General features: G+C 43.2%; 18 protein-coding genes and 1 rRNA gene. 15 read left to right on the forward strand and 4 right to left on the reverse strand.

Annotation, left to right across the window (positions count from 1 at the left end):
• Positions 1-51: 51 nt before the first annotated feature.
• The 9 genes from H539_RS0109940 to H539_RS0109980 all read left to right on the forward strand — a co-directional run bounded on the left by H539_RS0109940 (position 52) and on the right by H539_RS0109980 (position 5878).
• On the forward strand, positions 52-879 hold the full coding sequence (locus H539_RS0109940; protein ID WP_026693398.1) for an alpha/beta fold hydrolase: 828 nt from the start codon (positions 52-54) through the stop codon (positions 877-879).
• A gap of 139 nt (positions 880-1018) precedes the next feature.
• Positions 1019-1183: a hypothetical protein gene (locus H539_RS31445; RefSeq protein WP_155889993.1), complete on the forward strand. Its 165-nt coding sequence runs from the start codon at positions 1019-1021 to the stop codon at positions 1181-1183.
• Positions 1184-1268: 85 nt separating this feature from the next.
• The gene (locus H539_RS0109950) at positions 1269-2606 is read left to right on the forward strand and encodes a cytochrome P450 (protein WP_026693399.1); all 1338 of its coding nucleotides are present in this window, start codon (positions 1269-1271) and stop codon (positions 2604-2606) included.
• 23 nt (positions 2607-2629) lie between these two features.
• Positions 2630-3160 carry a protein kinase family protein gene (locus H539_RS0109955; protein ID WP_155889995.1) on the forward strand — a complete coding sequence of 177 codons (531 nt, stop codon included), beginning with the start codon at positions 2630-2632 and terminating at the stop codon, positions 3158-3160.
• Positions 3161-3249: 89 nt separating this feature from the next.
• On the forward strand, positions 3250-4014 hold the full coding sequence (locus H539_RS0109960) for an SDR family oxidoreductase (RefSeq protein ID WP_026693401.1): 765 nt from the start codon (positions 3250-3252) through the stop codon (positions 4012-4014).
• 24 nt (positions 4015-4038) lie between these two features.
• Positions 4039-4470: a hypothetical protein gene (locus H539_RS0109965; RefSeq protein WP_026693402.1), complete on the forward strand. Its 432-nt coding sequence runs from the start codon at positions 4039-4041 to the stop codon at positions 4468-4470.
• On the forward strand, positions 4467-5486 hold the full coding sequence (locus tag H539_RS0109970) for an alpha/beta fold hydrolase (RefSeq protein ID WP_081415840.1): 1020 nt from the start codon (positions 4467-4469) through the stop codon (positions 5484-5486). Before H539_RS0109965 ends, H539_RS0109970 begins: the two co-directional genes overlap by 4 nt.
• A gap of 42 nt (positions 5487-5528) precedes the next feature.
• A complete protein-coding gene (locus H539_RS33090) occupies positions 5529-5660 on the forward strand; it encodes a hypothetical protein (RefSeq protein WP_281171411.1) in 132 nt (43 codons plus the stop codon).
• Positions 5661-5695: 35 nt separating this feature from the next.
• On the forward strand, positions 5696-5878 hold the full coding sequence (locus H539_RS0109980; RefSeq protein WP_026693404.1) for a hypothetical protein: 183 nt from the start codon (positions 5696-5698) through the stop codon (positions 5876-5878).
• A 58-nt stretch (positions 5879-5936) separates the two neighbouring features.
• Here H539_RS0109980 and H539_RS28280 read toward each other — a convergent pair whose 3' ends face one another.
• Positions 5937-7118: a sensor domain-containing diguanylate cyclase gene (locus H539_RS28280; protein ID WP_051348532.1), complete on the reverse strand. Its 1182-nt coding sequence runs from the start codon at positions 7116-7118 to the stop codon at positions 5937-5939.
• A 372-nt stretch (positions 7119-7490) separates the two neighbouring features.
• On the opposite strand from H539_RS28280, the gene H539_RS0109990 reads away from it, so the two are divergent.
• Positions 7491-8348 carry a glycerophosphodiester phosphodiesterase gene (locus H539_RS0109990; RefSeq protein ID WP_026693405.1) on the forward strand — a complete coding sequence of 286 codons (858 nt, stop codon included), beginning with the start codon at positions 7491-7493 and terminating at the stop codon, positions 8346-8348.
• Between the two features lie 316 nt (positions 8349-8664).
• On the opposite strand, the gene poxB is transcribed toward H539_RS0109990, so the two are convergent.
• The 3 genes from poxB to H539_RS0110005 form a co-directional block, all read right to left on the reverse strand.
• Positions 8665-10389 carry a ubiquinone-dependent pyruvate dehydrogenase gene (poxB, locus tag H539_RS0109995; protein ID WP_026693406.1) on the reverse strand — a complete coding sequence of 575 codons (1725 nt, stop codon included), beginning with the start codon at positions 10387-10389 and terminating at the stop codon, positions 8665-8667.
• Positions 10390-10504: 115 nt separating this feature from the next.
• Complete coding sequence (locus H539_RS0110000; protein ID WP_026693407.1) at positions 10505-11998, reverse strand: peptide MFS transporter; 1494 nt, start codon at positions 11996-11998, stop codon at positions 10505-10507.
• Positions 11999-12487: 489 nt separating this feature from the next.
• The gene (locus tag H539_RS0110005; protein WP_026693408.1) at positions 12488-13366 is read right to left on the reverse strand and encodes a LysR family transcriptional regulator; all 879 of its coding nucleotides are present in this window, start codon (positions 13364-13366) and stop codon (positions 12488-12490) included.
• A gap of 253 nt (positions 13367-13619) precedes the next feature.
• Between H539_RS0110005 and H539_RS0110010 the strand changes: the two genes are divergently transcribed.
• The 5 genes from H539_RS0110010 to H539_RS0110030 form a co-directional block, all read left to right on the forward strand.
• Positions 13620-14201 carry a non-oxidative hydroxyarylic acid decarboxylases subunit B gene (locus H539_RS0110010; RefSeq protein WP_026693409.1) on the forward strand — a complete coding sequence of 194 codons (582 nt, stop codon included), beginning with the start codon at positions 13620-13622 and terminating at the stop codon, positions 14199-14201.
• Positions 14202-15620: a non-oxidative hydroxyarylic acid decarboxylases subunit C gene (locus tag H539_RS0110015; RefSeq protein WP_026693410.1), complete on the forward strand. Its 1419-nt coding sequence runs from the start codon at positions 14202-14204 to the stop codon at positions 15618-15620.
• Positions 15621-15669: 49 nt separating this feature from the next.
• Positions 15670-15900, forward strand: coding sequence for a non-oxidative hydroxyarylic acid decarboxylases subunit D (locus H539_RS0110020; RefSeq protein ID WP_026693411.1), 231 nt, complete (start codon positions 15670-15672; stop codon positions 15898-15900).
• Positions 15901-15978: 78 nt separating this feature from the next.
• Entirely contained in the window at positions 15979-16440 is a 462-nt protein-coding gene (locus H539_RS0110025; protein WP_026693412.1) for a pyridoxamine 5'-phosphate oxidase family protein, read from the forward strand.
• Positions 16441-16801: 361 nt separating this feature from the next.
• Positions 16802-17020 (forward strand): 16S ribosomal RNA (locus H539_RS0110030); the annotation flags it as partial.

The raw sequence follows: 17020 nt of genomic DNA on the forward strand, positions 1-17020 counted from the left end.
ATATATAAATATGGACAAGTTTTGTAAATTTACTTTAGAGGGGGACCTGGAATGAAAAAAAAAGATGTACTGCTAAATGGGAGGAAGGTCGCCTATTTAGAGGCAGGGAATGAAAATGATCCTGCAGTCTTTTTGGTTCATGGCGTGCCAGAAACAAGTCTTGTATGGAAGGAAATGATACCAGAGATTGTTTCCTGCGGGTTTAGAGCGATCGCGCCTGATCTTCCCGGATTTGGGCAGAGTGAACCCTTTGAAGAAGCTTCCACTTGGGAACGATATACAGAGTTTATTACAGAGTTTACAGCCCATATGAATTTGGAGGATTTTCATTTAATAGTCCACGATTGGGGAGGACTAATTGGATTAAGGTGGGCGTGTGACTTTCCTGAACGCGTTCGAAGTCTGATGGTCTCGAACTCCACTATTTCTACTGATTATGTATGGCATAAGCTGGCGCAGCTGTGGAGGACCCCCTTAACAGGGGAAAAGGTAATGAAGCAAATGGAAGACTTTATGGGTTTTCATGCAGAAACAAAAAAATCGATACCTAATATTGATGATGAGACTCTCTTGGATTTTTACCAGGTCTTCCGTAATGAAGATACAAGCAGGGTGATATTAGAACTTTATCGTTCAATGAACAAGGAAGATGTTCAGCTTTACCAGGGAAAATTGAAAGCCATCAAATGTCCGGTAACAATCCTATGGGGGGAACTTGATCCGTACGTTCCTCTGAAATTTGCATTCAAGCTAAAAATTGAAAGTCTTCTTCATGCAGATGTGCAGGTTATCAATAATATAGGACACTTTATACAAATTGAAAATCCATATGCTGTGAATAAACATGTTTTACTTCACCTTACCCGATTAAAGCAATGAGCATATCCCTGCTTAATTTTATCAAGAATAAATATTCTTTAGCATTTTTATATCCTAACCGATAATCAAAGGCAGTCTTGTCTCTTTAGCAGCCAACCCGGGGAAAGATCTATTTCGATGATGATGGAGGTAGTGATAGTTGGAAGTTGTAAATATAAATGATTCTTTTGTGGTCAGGATTGGCGGGAAGTTCTATCTATTGATTGAGCTGAGCTTGAATCTTGGTGCAGCTAAAAAAGAGGAAGTGGTTTTTATTCCTATTTCCTACCAGGAAAAGAGGGCTCTTGCGGAATTTGGCCTTTGAATCATTTTTTCATTATAGAGTACAAGCGTTAATAAATCCTATCCATATAGTATAGAAGACTATTATATCGGGAGGGAATGTTCGCTTGACTAAGAATAAAAAGGCACAAGGGCCGAAGGGGAAACTTTTCACCGGCCATACCAAGATGTTCTCGGCAGATCCGCTTGGTTTTATGGCAGGTCTGGCCGAATCTTACGGACCGGTAGCCAAATTCCGTTTTGGGCCATTTCAAAAGGTGTATCTCATTTCAGACCCTGAAATGATTAAAGAAGTATTGGTCACTAAGCAAAAGTATTTTGTTAAATCGCAGGATTTCGAATCATTAAAGCCTTTGCTGGGGGAAGGTTTGCTCACCAGCGAGAAAGAGTTTCACATGCGGCAGAGAAGATTAATACAGCCTTCTTTTAAAAAGACTGAAATCATGCAGTACGGCCAGGATATGATTGACATCACTAAAAGCTATGCTTCAGCCTGGAAGGAAGGAGAGGAGCGAATTATCAATCACGATATGATGGATATTACACTCGCTATTGTATCGAAAACCATGTTCAGCAAGGATTTCCAGGGTGGATACGATCATATTGGCAATTCGATTGAAACCTCAATGCGAATGGCCATTAAGAGTATGAGAGGCCTTATTAAGCCTCCGTTATGGGTCCCGACAAAAAACAACAGAAACTATAAAAAAGCGATACAGACCCTTGATGAGGTTCTTTATAGTCTGATTGGGGAACGAAGACAGGATGCGGGAAGCAGAAATGATATGCTGGGGATCTTACTGGACGCCAGATCTGAGGATGGTCTTGGTATGACAGACGAACAGGTGCGTGACGAACTGATGACGATCTTCCTTGCCGGACATGAAACGACCGCTAATGCGCTTTCCTGGACACTCTATCTGCTGTCTCGGAATCCGGAGGCAGAAGCAAAAGTGCACCGTGAGATTGACGAAGTGATTGGCGGCAGGGACCCTAGGCCAGAGGATTTTATGAAGCTGGTATATACCCAGAATGTTGTCTGGGAATCCTTGCGATTGTTCCCGCCAGGTTTTGTGGCAGGCCGTAAGGTTGATAAAGATGTTGAAATTAATGGCTATACGTTCAAAAAAGGCGATATGGTGCTGGCAAGTCAATATGTTATGCATCGAAAAAGCGAATATTTTCCGGAACCAGAGACTTTTAGGCCTGAGAGGTTTGACAATAACTATCTAAGAACGATTCCTGCCTTTGCTTATTTCCCCTTTGGGGGCGGACCAAGGGTCTGCATAGGGAATCATTTTGCACTTATGGAAGCTGTACTTGTACTCGCCTCCATACTCCAGCATTTTAAAGTCATTCTTCCCGAAGGTCAGATCGTGAAGCCTTTTCCTTCCATTACGCTTAGGCCTAAGGGCGGCTTGAAAATGCGGATAGAAAGAAGATGATTCATAAGAAAGGAGCATTAACGGTGGGCAAGGACAGTATAAGCCAGAGGATCACAAAAAGCAGCTTCTTAACACATGAAGAAGTAACGTCTATTGAAACCTGGATCAAAAAGTTAAACCGCTATTCTTTGCATACTCAGAACCAAAAAATAACTTATATCAAGAATATGTTCAGCCATTCTTACCGTATCCTTGGGCAGGGACTGAACCGCATTGTCTTCGATCTTGGAAATGGGCATGTATTAAAGATAGCATTATCAGAAGTTGGACTATTGAGCAACAAGAATGAACACTCTCTATACACTGACTGTCATCCAAGCGTTAAGAAATATCTCTGTCCTGTGAAAGAGCATGGAAATGGGTGGATTGTAATGAAGAAGATGGATGACAAACTCCCTCCAACCCTACAAAACTTTAATAAACTGATAAACCTGCATGCAAGATTCTTTTCTCAAGGGATTTTACCCGTAGACTTGCGGCCAGTGAATACTGCGCTGGATAAAAAGGGAAAACTGAAGATTATTGACTATGGCCTTTTTATGAAATTTGTCTAAAGTTACACACTTGTCCGTTGCCTTTTGGATGGAAGGACATATTTTAGTAGAAAGCAATGAACGATTCTATTGAATGATAAGGAGCCCTTATGGAAAATAAACTTTTTGATTTAACCAGTAAAACGGCTATTGTAACCGGCGGCGGGCGGGGGCTGGGAAAGCAGATCGCGGAAGGGCTTGCCGAGGCTGGCGCCAATATTGTGGTTTGTTCACGAAACTTAGCTGCCTGCAATGAAGTATGCACGCAATTAAAAGAACAGGGTGTTAATATTCTGGCATTTTCCTGTGATATTACCAAAAAAGAAGAGATTCAAAATGTTATAGATGAAACCATAAAAGCCTTTGGCAAAATCGATATTCTTGTGAATAACAGTGGGATTTCATGGATTTCTCCCGTTGTTGATTATCCGGAAGATAAGTGGAAGATGGTCATGGATGTAAATGTGAACGGCACCTTTTTATTTTCGCAGGCTGCTGTTAGGGAAATGCTCAAGCAGTCGTCGGGGAAAATTATTAATATCGCATCGATTGCCGGACATGGGGGGACACCGCCGGAGGTGATGGAAGCTTTGGCTTATAACACTAGCAAAGGTGCCGTTATTACATTCACTAAGGATCTTGCCCTTAAATTGGCTAAGTATGGCATTCAAGTGAACGCCATTGCCCCTGGTTTTTTTCCGACCAAGATAACGAGTAAAGTATTGCAGAGTTCATTTTTGAAGGGCGTGCCTGCAGGGCGCTTTGGGGGGGACTCAGACCTTAAAGGAGCTGCGGTCTTTTTAGCCTCAAATGCGTCCGATTATATGACGGGGCAGATTCTAAATATAGATGGGGGCATAACTGCTCAGGCGTAAAATGAACAGGAAAGGAGAGTACTTATGGGGAAAAAGAAATCAGAAGATGAATTGTTGAAGGTGCTTAAAAAAAAGGGAACCAAATTAGAGGCAGAGTTAAATGAGAAAATTCAAAAATGGCTAAATAGCCGAGAATTAATTGAAAAGGCAAGCCTAGAATCGAATGCTGCAGCGAAAGAAGCAAAAAAACTGCAGGAATTAATGGAAATGATGTCTGTCATCGGAAATATCCCGACAAAAAGGGATGTCGCAAATGTCGCTCGAATGCAGGTTCAGATGGAGGAGAAAATCGACCATCTAGAAGAAATTCTTTTAGAGATGAAAAAAAACATCAGGAAAAAGAAGAAAAAAAAGTCCATTACAGATATAAAAATGGATAAAGAAAAAAGGATTGATGACCTTATTAAGGCTATAACGGCATCCAGTCCATTTAAATCAGGGACGGAATTACCATGAAGAAAAAGAAACGGAAACCGTCAAAATGGAAATTGGCAGCTGAAGCTCTAAGCGGACCTGCTCCCGACATGGGAGTAACTCCAAGGGAAGAAGTATGGAAGAAGAATAAAGCTACCTTATGGTACTATCGGCCGGCTGAAAAGAAATACAAGGTTCCAGTTTTTCTTGTATTCTCCCTTATAAACCAGCCCGTAATCCTTGATTTAGGACCAGGAATGAGTCTGATCGAAAGCCTGACAAATGGCGGCTGGGAAGTATATTTACTGGACTTTGGAGTCCCGGGCTATGAGGACGGACATATAAATGTAGATGATTTGGTTGTAGATTATTTGCAAAAAGGAGTTCAAAGGGCACTCAGGCATTCTGGAGCAAAGGAAATCACCCTTTACGGCTTCTGTCTTGGCGGGACACTTACTGCGATGTATGCCGCCATTGCGGAGGAGCCAATTAAAAATATCATACTATCCACTACTCCAATCGATTTCTCACATTCCGAATTTGATCAGTGGGAACAATCCTTTAAGGAAGGTAAAGCAAATTTTGATGATGTTCTGGATGTCTTGCAGGTTCTTCCTGGGTTTGCTGTCCAATTTGGAATCCGTCTAATTACCTCACCAATCTATTACTCTCCGTATCTTTCCCTTTTAAATAAAGCAGATAATCCAGCTTATGTTCAGAAATGGCTGAGGTTCAACGAATGGGTGAACAGCACACTTCCTGTTCCCGGCGCGGTGATGAAGCAGTTAATGAATGATATTGGAAAAGAGAATAAGCTTGTCAATGGCACTCTCATGATAAGAGAAAAAAGGGCAGATCTAAAGAATATTACCGCCAATCTGCTTGGCGTCGCAGGTAAGGATGATAAGCTGGTACCGGATTCAATGAGCAGCAAAATAACCGAACTTGTATCAAGCGGGGATAAAACCTTTAGATTCCTGGATAACGGACATTCGGCTATGATATCAAACGGTGAACTACCAGACTTTTTGGCAGAATGGCTCCCTTCAAGGTCATGACCGTAAACCATGAGGTCTATATCAGGAAAGGAGGGATGGAGAATGTACATGCTATTTCCAAGCGGGGATGCTCCCCTTGAGCCTGTCCATGAATACCTTGGATTTGGTGCTTATGTTTTCTCTGGATTTTTTAAAGATCTGCAAGAAGAGCATGGACAGGGTGATGAAGACTAGAGCTTTCAGCTTTCTATATTTAAGGAGGTGATCTAATGAAGAACAGAAGAAGCCGGCTTAAAAAAGCTATTGAAAAAACGGTTGATTTTCAAAGAGATTCCCTTAGAGCCCAAAGAGAATTCCTTCGTCAATCACTTGCAAGCCAAAGAGAGTTTATTCGACAGTCGATAGAAGATCAAAAAGCTTTCCTGGACGATTTAAGATGCTTAAGAAGATAGATGATTTTCAACCTAAAAAACGGCGTTTCTTGAGAAACCGCCGTTTTTACTTTGCCAATCAAGTAGAAAGGCACTCAACTGAAACAATCATTTCCTGATTCCTTCCATTCCTTTTTGCCTCATATAAGGAAAGATCGGCAAACTTTTTTAATTCTTCAGCATCCAGTGTCTGACACGGAAATAGAGAGGTTCCTCCGCTGAACGCAACAGTAATTTTGCTGTTATTGATTTCAAATGGATGATCGCTCATATACCGGCGGAGATTATTAAATAATTCAACGATGCTTTGGGTAGTGGGCTGCTTCAGAATAATCATGAATTCATCACCAGAATACCGATACCCTGTAGAATGTGGAGGACGGATCTGATCAATTCCTTCTGCCAGTGTTTTTATATATAGATCACCTGCATGGTGCCCATACGTATCATTGATTCCTTTTAATCCATCCGTATCGATCATTAATAAAGCAAGAGGTTCATTATTGGCAATGAAGGTCTCCAGATCAGAATGAAAAGCCCTATAATTCCCAAGCCCGGTCATTTCATCCGTAAGGGACATTTTGTAATTCCTGGAATAAAGCTGTGCTGTGATAATGGAGCTTATCACCTGGTTTCCGATCATCTGCAGCAGTTCTTCATGCTCCTTGCGGTAGGCAAATTCCTGGTTGCTTTGTGCAGAAATGACACCCCTGACTTTGTCATCGATGATAATTGGCACAAAGATGCATGTTTTCCCCTGATTGCCTGTCCCGAATTGCACATTGAATTGATCGAGCTCCTCCGCAGTTTTAGCATGCAGGGTCGATTTAGAGTTTATGACCTTAATTGTAAAACTGTCCTTATCCATAGGCAGGGTATCAGGCTCCACAATCTCTCCCTCATCAACCATGAAGGGGAAGTCAATCACATTTCTTGAATCATCTTTTAGAGCAATGAAAAAAGCATCCGTAGGCATCACGCGCGACACCAGATCATAGGCTTTTTCCATTAATACTTTCTCATCAAGGGTCTGTGCACAGGTCCGTCCAAAATCATGGACGATACGCAAATGGCTGTTCAGCCAGGTTAAGTCTCTTAAAGACTCATCCAGTTCGTACAATGTCTCGTAAATGGAAGATAAAGTCGGGAAATCAGTACTGTCTGATTCATTCAGGTTTATGCGGATAAACTGGGAAGTCCCGAGGCTTTTTATGGTTTGAAGGATATTCTCCAGCTGATTGTTATATTTACTGCTATTCATTGGCATCATCCAAATCGCTAATTTTTGTTAAGCTTTATAGTTAGGAGCATCCCTGCTGTAAGAAAGCCTACATAATACATTACCGCTTTTAGGTTATTTCGAAAAGACATTTTTCAGAAAAATCTTGAATTAATTGACATTCCATCTCGGGACTAGCGGGGAATATATCGGCAGAATTTATGTTGGAACTAAGGGCCGCCCCTTTGGCCCCATTATGCTGTCCTGGCTGCTGTGAAAAGCTGTGCAAAACGGACTGAATCTTTACTTCAAATTTACTTCAATGAAAAGCAACTTTTACTTTCATGAAATGCTAGCTTAATATCCTTCCCTTAATCTATGATTGTACCATACATAGAATAGGAGATGGATAGAATGAAAGGGAAATGGCTGTCGATGATTGGAGCTCTTGCCATTGGAATCAGCTTGGCCTCTGGCGGAGGAGGGGAAGCTGCTGCATCCGAAAAGTATAAAAATATTGTCAATGTGGCCCACCGCGGTGCTTCAGGCTATGCGCCTGAGCATACCATGGCTTCCTATGCTCTTGGAGAAAAGATGCACGGAGATTATATTGAAATTGATCTTCAGATGACAAAGGACGGCAAATTGATTGCCATGCATGATGAGAGTGTGGATCGGACAACCAATGGGAAGGGTCTTGTCAGAGACTATACCCTTGATCAAATTAAAAAACTCGATGCCGGAAGCTGGTTCAATGAAAAATATCCCCAATATGCTGTTCAAGGTTATGAGGGGCTGAAGGTGCCAACCCTTGAAGAAATATTCACGAAATTCGGGAAAAATAATGCTTATTATATCGAAACCAAGTCACCAGAAGTTTACCCAGGAATGGAAAAGGAGCTCCTGCGCCTGGTCAATAAATATCACATCAACAAGGACAAGCTTCTCATTCAATCCTTCAGTACGCCAAGCCTGAAGATTGTCCATGATTTGGATCCATCCCTGCATCTTGTTCAGCTCTTGTCTTATTCATCCAATGCTGTCATTACGGATGAACAAATATCAGACATTAAGCAATATGCAGAAGCAATCGGCCCTAATTATACCTACCTAAGCAGAGACTATGTCCAAAAAGTGATCTCATCTGGACTTGGGATTCATCCATATACTGTAAATGATAAGGAAACGATGAAAAAACTGATTGATTGGGGAGTAACAGGAATGTTCACGAATTTCCCAAATCTTTTGGAGGAAGTTAAAAAAGGGAAGTAGAAGCAGCACTTTATTTTATGATGAATGTGAATAATAGACTGCAGCCGGCTCATGTAATAGAGCAGCGGCTGCTGTTTTTTTTAGCTTTCTCGGGGGTTTTTATGCAAGCATAAAAGTGCCGTCGAAGGCTTTTTTTAATGACTGAATTCGGACAGGTAGAGCCGGTTGACTGTCAAAGTAGTCCGAAGGGGTTCGGACAAGTTATGGCTCCAACTATTGAAAGCTTTTCGGATCCAGCCTTGGACAAGCCTGCTACAACAAACAAAAAACGAAAGGAATCAGATATCTGCGCCTTTCGTTTTCTTGATCGCTTTAATTATCGAAGCAGATTCGTTTTAGCCAGCTCGATCAATTTGCTTCCCTCGCCATTCAAGACGGCTTTGATCATCCACAGTGTGAATCCGTGGGCCTGTTCCAATTCGATTTTTGGAGGCAGGGAAAGCTCCTGCCGGTTGACCAGGACATCGAGCAAAACAGGGCCATCTATTTCAAAGGCACGTTTAATGGAGGATTCTACATCTCCTGGGTCTTCAACACGGATGCCCTCAATTCCCATCGCCTGAGCGACATTGGCGAAATTGGGATTTTCCAGCCCGGTGCCTGTTTCAAGATATCCCGCTGCTTTCATTTCTAACTCGACAAAGCTTAATGCGCTGTTATTGAATACGATTACTTTCACAGGAAGATTATGCTGCTTCAGGGTCAATAAATCCCCCATCAGCATGGCGAGACCTCCATCGCCTGATAGAGCGATGACCTGCCTTTTGCGGTCAGCGACTTGTGCACCGATTGCCTGTGGCAGGGCATTTGCCATTGTCCCATGATTAAATGAGCCGAGGAGCCGTCTCTTTCCATTCATTTCAAGGTAACGCGCTGCCCATAGGGTCGGTGTTCCTACATCACAGGTAAATACCGCATGTTCACTGGCAAGGTCGCTTACAGCTTTTGTAAGGTGCTGAGGATGAATCGGTTTCCTTCCCGGCTTTCCGGTGGCGAGTTCATTCAGCCCTTTTCGTACCTCACTGTAATCCTCAACATGCCTTCTCAGATGAGTGTCATCATGGGCGTCAGTCAAAAGAGGCAGGAGTGCATTAACGGTATGCTTTATGTCTCCGCATACACCCATCGTGAGCGATGCGCGGCGGCCGAGATGCTGAGCCCTTATATCGACCTGGAGGGTGGTGGCCTTTTTTGAAAAAAACTGGCGGTATGGAAAATCAGTTCCGAGCATTAAAAGAACATCGCAGTTCATCATGGCATGATAGCCGGAAGAGTATCCAATCAGCCCGGTGAGCCCTACGGAATAAGGATTATCATATTCAAGGAACTCTTTTCCCCTTAGGGCTATGACCATGGGGGATTTAAGCCGGTCACACAGCTCCATAAGCTGGGAGTGAGCTCCCTCACAGCCAGCCCCGCACAAAAGGGTAATTCTTTTGCCCTCATTCAGGAAACCGGCGAGCCTTGTCAATTCATCCTGGGATGGAATAATTACAGGCTGTGTGACATGCATGACATGCTCAGGTACCGTCTCATCATCTCCAAGGGCAGCTACATCACCAGGGAGGACCAAAACAGACACTCCTTTATTGGATACTGCGTGCTGCAAAGCGATGGTCACCATTCGAGGCATCTGCTCCGGACGGGTTACAACCTCGGCAAAATGGCTGCATTCCTTAAACAGCTGTTCGGGATGGGTCTGCTGAAAATATTCGCTTCCGAGCTCATTGCTGGGAATATGGGCAGCGATGGCAAGGACAGGGATCCTGCTTCTGTGGCAGTCGTATAATCCGTTGATTAGGTGCAGATTCCCTGGACCGCTGCTCCCGGCGCAGACAGCAATGCTTCCGCTCAGGAGTGAATCGGCACCGGCAGCAAAGGCGGCAACCTCTTCATGTCGGACACTGATCCACTCGATTTTTTTTGAGCGCCTTATTGAGTCAAGTACAGCATTGAGCGAATCACCGACAATGCCATAAATCCGCTTAACTCCTGCCTGAAGCAGAGAGTCGATCAGCAGATCCGCGATGGTTTTCTTCATATACATCTCTCCTAAACAAAGTTCTTCCGATAATTTGCCCTGAACTGGCTATACTATCCTTGTATAAAAACAAAAAAAGACATCCGGGAAAGCCGGATGTCTCTCTGTAAAATTATTATCGAATACCCTTCATTAAATCTTGAATTTTAGGGGCGAGTACGAACAGGATGAGCCCCAGAACAAGGGATGCTACACCGATCACTCCGAAGTACACCATTTCAGTGGCTGGAGAGTAAAACTTAACAACTAATGCGTTCAGTGCCTGAGCGGCGGCACTTGCCAGGAACCATAAGCTCATCGTCTGTGCAGAAAATGCAGCAGGAGCTAGTTTAGTAGTAGCAGAAAGGCCTACCGGAGACAGGCAAAGCTCTCCGATCACCACCAGGAAGTAGCTGAGTACGAGCCATAGTGGATTCACAAGAGAATGGTCTCCGCCGAAATATGCCGGCAGAAGGATGACCAAGAAGGATAGTCCTGCGAATAACAATCCCAGGGAGAACTTTTGCGCAATAGTAGGCTGGCGTTTCCCAAGCTTGATCCACAGCCATGCAAATACAGGTGCAAGGACGATGATGAATAATGGATTAAGGGACTGGAACCACGCAGGAGAAATATGAATGCCGGCAAAATCAAGCTGAGTGCGCTTATCGGCATAGCTTGCAAGAATGGTAGATCCCTGTTCCTGGATGGCCCAGAACATAACCGCAGCTAAAAACAACGGAATATAAGCGATCAAACGGGAACGTTCAACAGTGGTTGTTTTTTTGCTGAAATACATGAAAATGAAATAAAGAGCCGGAATGATGAAGCCTAAAATGGCTACGGTATTAATAAATCCACCAATGGTAAACTTGCCGGTAACCACAAAAATTACGATGATAGCAGCAAGGATCACCGTTCCGCCTCCGATTCTGACGAAAGCAGATGCTCTTTCTTCACGGGACAGCGGGTTAGCTGGAGCAGACCCGGCAAGCCCTAGATTTTTGTTTTTAGTCACCATGAAGACAATCAAGCCCAGAAGCATTCCGATCGCTGCCAGAAGAAAACCTAGATGGAAGCTGTAATTCATACCGACCGTCCCGACGATCAGAGGTGATAGAAACGCACCGGAGTTGATTCCCATGTAAAAAATACTGAAACCTGCGTCACGGCGGTTGTCATTTTCAGGATAAATCTGTCCCACAACACTGGATACGTTAGGTTTTAGCATCCCTGTACCAAGGACAATCAAGACCATGGATACGAAGAACATCGCCAGGCTGCCTGGAATGGACAAGGCGATATGCCCGAACATAATTAAGATTCCGCCGATAAACACGGATTTGGTAGTACCCAGAAGCCGGTCAGCTACCCAGCCGCCGATGATTCCGGACATATAAACGAGTGACCCATATATGGAAGCAATCGCAAGAGCAGTGCCTTGGTCGATGCCAAGTCCGCCTTTAGAAACTGAATAATATAAGTAATAGACGAGAATTGCGCGCATGCCGTAGTAGGAGAATCTCTCCCAAAATTCTGTGAAGAAAAGGGTGAACAGTCCTTTAGGATGTCCAAAGAATCCTTTTTGTGGCACAGAATCCGCAATTTTCTGTTTATTTAATTCTGCCATCATCTCTCCTCCTTTAAGTTATTTTATAATAACTTTAATTGTCGATTATGTAAATAATATTTTGTGAATTTATAAAGTTTTAACTAGGAGTAAGCAGATAAATAGTTATTTAAGAATAATGATAATGTTTAGAATTTTATTTAAATTTATTTGAATATGACCTGGATTAAACTTCACCTCCGTCCTGTATGCATTCCAAGTTTTTAATCAAGAGTAGAACGATGCAGGTACTTGAAAAAAGTACCCTGAACTGGAAATGATAAATAATATAAGGCCCTCCCTTAAATCACCATTAGAAAGTATGTCATTCATAATGAGGTGGTTTTCGTAGGTAAATCCTCATGATTTTTTCTAATCAAAAAAAATGGGTCAACGATACAATCAGGCTAATAGAGAAGGAAACCATATGAAGCGGGGGGGGGGGATGCCGCCTTATGGGCAAAAAAGGGTGGAGAGCAGGGAGGCTCATCCACGCTTTTTACTTAAGAATTACTCTTTCAGAAGTTTTAACAATTCACAGGCAGCCTTTGAGAGATATCGATCCTTAAACCATATCACTGCCGGCTTTGCCGTCATAAAGGGCTCTTCTATTTCTAAGACTTTGAATTTTCCATCATAGGCCTGGTGGATTTCAGACTTAGGAATAATCGTCATGCCCATTTCCGTAGCAACAAGGGTCAGAATAGTGGAAATATCAGGTCCGTCCATCACCACTCTGGGAGTTAAGTTGTGATCCTTAAAAGTCTGCAGGATATCCTCGTAAACTCCATGCCCGGAAATTCTCTTGGTCAACAAAAGGTCCTGCCTGGCTACTTCGCTCAAAGAAATGCAGTTCTCAGGAAAACGCGATTCCCATTTCCTCGGGATGACCGCTACGAAAGGATCTTCATTAAGGGAAATCATTTCATAGTTATCTCCTTCTATAGGAAGCAGCAGCAAGGCCATATCTATTTTATTCTGCTGCAGCAATGCCTCCAGATAATGTGTATCGCCATTCAGGATTTTCACATAAACCTTCGGGTACATTCGATGGAAGTTAGTCAAATGTTCAGCTAGATGAGATACACAAATCGTGGAGGTCCCGATGCAGACCGTTCCGCTGATTCCTTCTTTAATCTCGGATATCTCTTTTTTTATGGAATCCACATCTTGCAGCATCGTTTTAGCGCGTGAATAAAGGGCTTTTCCCGCTTCGGTTATCTGCCACTGCTTTCCCTCCCGTACAATCAGGGTCACCCCAAGTTCCTCCTCCAGCTGACGAAGCTGCAGACTTAATGCTGGCTGGGCAATATGAAGGTGCCTCGCTGCCTTCGTAATCTGTTTTTCTTCAATTATTGTAATGTAATAGCGTAATTGGCGGATATCCATCGTATTCTCCTTAAAAAACTGGTGTGCTTATTATATAAAAGCCTGGCAGGAAGGGAAAGCGAAGGGCTTATAAAAATAGAATGGAAAGTTAACCCAGGCATAAACAGCCGGCAGAAATGCCTTGGATGTATATTGCATAAGAAAAATATATGTAAAGCATAAAATATATATATTTTATTGATTGAATAACGAAGTGTATACTGACACTGCAAGGCACTAGATAAGCAGTAAGAGTCAGGAAAGGCGGGGGCAGATGAAACTTATTGTTGGGATTACCGGAGCTACCGGTGTTATTTTTGGCATCCGCATCCTTCAGCTTTTGAAAGAAACAGATGTTGAAACCCACCTGGTCATGTCGTCATGGGCGACAGCCAATATTCCTTTTGAAACAGGTTTTACCGTCAAAGAGGTAGAGGAAATGGCCGATTTTGTTTATTCCTATAAAGACCAGGCGGCAAAAATTTCGAGCGGTTCTTTCCGGGTTGATGGAATGATTGTGGCGCCGTGCAGCATGAAGTCGCTTGCTTCCATACGGATGGGGATGGCTGATAACCTGCTTACAAGAGCGGCTGATGTCATGCTCAAGGAAAGAAAAAAACTTTTATTGATGACAAGGGAAACGCCTTTAAATTCCATTCATCTTCAGAATATGCTGGAGCTTTCACGAATGGGGACCATCATATTCCCGCCGATGCCAGCCTTCTATAATCATCCTGAAGGATTGGATGATATGGTAGATCACATCGCAGTCCGGGCACTGGATCAGTTTGACATCCAGTTGACGAAGGCGAAGCGCTGGGAAGGCATGAAATCTAAAAAACAGGAGGAAAATTAAATGGCATATAAAGATTTTCGAGAATTTTTAACAAAACTCGAACAAGAAGGACAGCTTCTAAACATACATGATGAAGTAAAACCTGAGCCGGATATTGCAGCGGCAACCAATGCAATGAGCAAGCTTGGCCAGGAGACACCTGCCATGCTGTTTGATAACATTTATGGATACACAAATGCACGTGTGGCCATGAACGTCATGGGCTCATGGCCTAACCATGCCCTTATGATGGGAATGCCGAAAAATACACCGCTTAAAGATCAATTTTTTGAATTCGCAGACCGTTACAGCAAGTTCCCTATGCCTGTACAGCGCGAAGAAAAAGCCCCTTTTCATGAAGTGGAAATAACAGAAGATATTAACCTATTTGATATCCTGCCGTTATTCCGTTTGAATCAAGGTGACGGAGGCTTTTATATTGATAAGGCATGTGTCATTTCCCGCGATCTGGATGATCCTGAACATTTTGGCAAGCAAAATGTGGGGATTTATCGTATGCAGGTCAAAGGTAAAGATCGTCTGGGAATCCAGCCTGTTCCACAGCATGATATCGCCATCCACTTAAGGCAGGCTGAGGAGCGCGGTGAAAACCTCCCGGTGGTTATTGCTCTGGGGAATGAACCAGCTATTACAACGGCTGCTGCTACCCCGCTTTTATATGATCAATCTGAATATGAAATGGCAGGTGCGATCCAGGGTGAGCCATACCGAATCGTAAAAGCCAAGGACTCCAGCCTTGATATTCCATGGGGAGCCGAAGTGGTGCTTGAAGGGGAACTTCTTGCTGGTGTTAGGGAATTCGAAGGACCTTTCGGGGAGTTTACTGGCCATTATTCTGGCGGACGCAGTATGCCTATAATTAAGATCAATAGAGTATACCACCGGGCTAACCCAATATTTGAGCATTTGTATATCGGTATGCCATGGACTGAAACAGATTATATGATCGGTGTTAATACAAGTGTTCCGCTTTATCAGCAGCTGAAGGAAGCCTATCCAAATGAAATCGTGGCTGTAAATGCTATGTATACACATGGACTTGTCGCCATTGTTTCTACTAAGCGCCGTTATGGTGGTTTTGCAAAAGCAGTCGGCATGCGTGCAATGACTACTCCGCATGGTCTAGGGTATTGTAAATTGGTCATTGTCGTCGATGAGGACGTGGATCCATTCAATCTGCCGCAGGTCATGTGGGCATTGTCAACCAAGATGCACCCTAAGCACGATGCCGTCATCATTCCAGATTTGTCTGTTTTGCCGCTTGATCCTGGTTCATCTCCAGCAGGAATTTCCCACAAGATGATTTTGGATGCTACTACGCCGCTGGCACCTGAAACAAGAGGCCATTATTCACAGCCGCTGGATTCACCTCTTGATGTAGATAAATGGGAAAAACGCCTAAGGGAATTAATGCAGTAAATAGTTTTCAGTTGATGAATACAAAAGAGATACGAGGAGTTGTTCGATGATGCATACTTGTCCACGCTGTGAATCTAAAGCAGATTTAATGGCAAAATCACCGGTAGAAGGTGCATGGGAAGTTTATATGTGCCCCGTCTGTATTTTTACCTGGCGTTCAATTGAACCGGAGAGCATTACGAAGCCGGAAAAATACAACCGTGCTTTTAAAGTAGACCCGGCTGATATTCCGTTGGCGGAAAATGTGCCGCCGCTGCCTGCTAAATACGTAAATAAATAAGGATAAGAAACAAGGCTGACTCCTTGGCATGAGGAGTCAGCCTTCATATATAATAGAAGAAAGAAGGGAAGATTGGACATGGAAATTAAAATTTCAGATTTACTATTCGAGCTTCTGAACGGAAAACAGCTGGAACAAAAACAGAATGAGGCAATGTTCCTAATGACACTCACTGAAGACGGGTGGCCGCACAATGCGATGATCAGCGTGGGGGAGCTGACCGCATTCGATAAAAGCACATTAAGACTTGCACTCTGGCAGGGCACCACGACAACAGAAAATATCAAGCGGAATAAACGAGCGCTTTTAGCAGCTGTTTATAAAGGCAGGGTTAATTATGTGCGTCTGTCCTTGGAAAGCATGGGAGCTTTACCGGATCAAAAGACCAGCCTGGAGCTATTTAACGCAAAAGTGGAAGCTTTTAAGGAAGACGAAGCCAAGTACGCGGAGATAACAACAGGTATTCAGATATCTCTTTTGGATTCCGAATCAGTGCTGGCCCGCTGGAAGAATACCGTGAAAGCCATGAGAAAGTGTTAGTTCTTTCTTATATTAATAGGGTTTACTGATTTGGAAAAAAATACCGATTATAAATTGCTGGTTTTAGGTAGACGTATCTGCTGGAGGGTGATAGTATATTTAATACACGACATAACCATTGTTGTGGAAAATGATATCCTTCAATGCAGTAATGCTGTTTCACAGATTCACTCTGAAGCAATTAAAGTGTTGACTTGTTCATTCGAACATGATATACTAATTAAGTTGTCGTTGAGACATTGATTATTCTTGACCAACACGAACTGCTCTTTGAAAACTGAACGAAACAAGACGCCAACGTTATTTTCTTTCGAGAAAATACAAAAACAAGTTTTAAACTTTTATGAGCTACATCAAACATTCTTCGGAGAGTTTGATCCTGGCTCAGGACGAACGCTGGCGGCGTGCCTAATACATGCAAGTCGAGCGGATCGATGGAAGCTTGCTTCCTGAGATCAGCGGCGGACGGGTGAGTAACACGTGGGCAACCTGCCCCTAAGATCGGGATAACTTCGGGAAACCGGAGCTAATACCGGATATGACTTTCCTTCACATGAAGGGAAGTGGAAAGACGGTTTCG

It is taken from the genome of Peribacillus kribbensis DSM 17871, from assembly GCF_000430765.1.
Classification (GTDB): Bacteria; Bacillota; Bacilli; order Bacillales; family DSM-1321; genus Paraperibacillus; species Paraperibacillus kribbensis.